This is a genomic window from Microbacterium sp. ISL-103 (genome assembly GCF_018613995.1).
Taxonomy (GTDB): domain Bacteria; phylum Actinomycetota; class Actinomycetes; order Actinomycetales; family Microbacteriaceae; genus Microbacterium.
The window spans coordinates 1-1601 of sequence record NZ_JAGGPD010000364.1; the positions used below are offsets into that span (position 1 = coordinate 1).

2 protein-coding genes and 1 pseudogene are annotated in these 1601 nt (G+C 69.2%); 2 read left to right on the forward strand and 1 reads right to left on the reverse strand.

What is annotated here, in order from left to right; translation table 11 throughout:
- A partial coding sequence (locus J7E68_RS13390) for an AsnC family transcriptional regulator (RefSeq protein WP_215173352.1) occupies positions 1-193 on the reverse strand: 193 nt, incomplete at its 3' end.
- A gap of 151 nt (positions 194-344) precedes the next feature.
- On the opposite strand from J7E68_RS13390, the gene J7E68_RS13395 reads away from it, so the two are divergent.
- On the forward strand, positions 345-1376 hold the full coding sequence (locus J7E68_RS13395; protein WP_215173354.1) for a thiamine pyrophosphate-dependent enzyme: 1032 nt from the start codon (positions 345-347) through the stop codon (positions 1374-1376).
- Positions 1373-1601: pseudogene (locus J7E68_RS19870) on the forward strand (alpha-ketoacid dehydrogenase subunit beta); the annotation flags it as partial. The gene J7E68_RS13395 and the pseudogene J7E68_RS19870, both read left to right, overlap by 4 nt.

The window sequence follows — 1601 nt, forward strand, 5'->3', positions numbered from 1 at the left end:
GGTGCCCGGGAAGCACCGGGTCTGTGGTGACCGAATAGCCGGTGATGATCCCGGCATCCGTGAGTCGCTTGAGCCGCGCGGGCGCGCCGGCTCTCGAGAGGGGCACAGCCGCGGCGATGGCCGCCATCGACGCTCGCGCATCGAGCCTCAACTGCCCGAGGATCGCGTGATCCGTCTCGTCCAGCGTGATCATGGCACCCCTTCGTCCCGTCACGGAATTCTGACATTTTGCCACGAAGGAAGGCAAGCTCTGCGCAATCGTCCATGATCTGCCGATTGTTCTTGGACGAGTGCCACGAGGCGGGCATGCTGGCGACATCAGGTTCGGCAAGGAGGGCGAACGGATGGAACACGCAGATCTGCTTCCGCGCGACACAGCGGTGCAGCTCATCGACGCCGATGGCACGACCGTCGCCGATGAGCGCTATCGACTGCCCGACGATGCCTCGCTGCTGGCCGCATATCGCGGGCTCGTCGAGGGGCGCCGCATCAACGACCAGGCCAGCGCCCTCGTGCGCCAGGGCCGCCTCGCCGTCTACCCCTCGTCGCACGGCCAGGAAGCGTGCCAGATCGGCGCCGCCCTCGCCCTCTCAGGCGACGACTGGCTGTTCCCGACCTACCGCGACTCGGTGTCGGTCATCGCGCGCGGAGTCGCGCCGGCCGAGGCGATGGTGCTGCTCAAGGGCGACTGGCACCCGGGATACGACGTCAAGGCGCATCGCGCCGCCCCGCNNAGCACCGTCGTCCCCGCCCTGTGCGGCGACGGCGCAACGAGCGAAGGTGACTTCCACGAGGCGATGAACTTCGCCGCCGTCTTCCACGTGCCGGTCGTCTTCTTCGTGCAGAACAACGAGTTCGCAATCTCCGTGCCGCTCAGCCGGCAGACCGCCGCCCCCTCCCTCGCGCACAAGGCGATCGGCTACGGGATGCCCGGCCAGCGAGTCGACGGCAACGACGTCGCCGCTGTGCTCGCCGTGCTCGGCGAGGCCGTGGATCGCGCCCGCGCGGGAGGCGGGCCGACGCTGATCGAGGCGCACACCTATCGGATGCAGGCGCACACCAACGCCGACGATGACACCCGCTACAGGGAGCGCGACGAGGTGCAGGCGTGGGTCGCCCGCGATCCCCTGACACGCGTGCGAGCGCACCTCCTGCGCACCGGCCTGCTCACGGAGGACCTCGAAGCGGAGTACGCCGCAGGGGCGGAGCAGACCGCCGCGGCGATGCGCGAAGCCCTCAACACGGATGCGGATCTCGACCCCGAGGACCTCTTCCGCTTCGTCACCGAGACTCGTTCGCCCCAGCGCGAAGAGCAGTGGCAGATGCTCCGTGGCGAGATCCAGCGCACGCCCGAACCCACCGGAGGTGTCCGATGACCATCGCACACGACGACCTTCGGGCCGGCTCGCAGGTGCAGGCAGTGTCGACCCTGAGCGTGGCCGCCGCCCTGAATCTGGCGCTCGCCGACGCGATCGCGAGCGACCCCGACGTGGTGGTCTTCGGCGAGGATGTCGGGGCCCTGGGTGGAGTCTTCCGCATCACCGACGGGCTCACCGCACGCTTCGGCGAGGACCGCTGCTTCGACACCCCGCTCGCCGAAT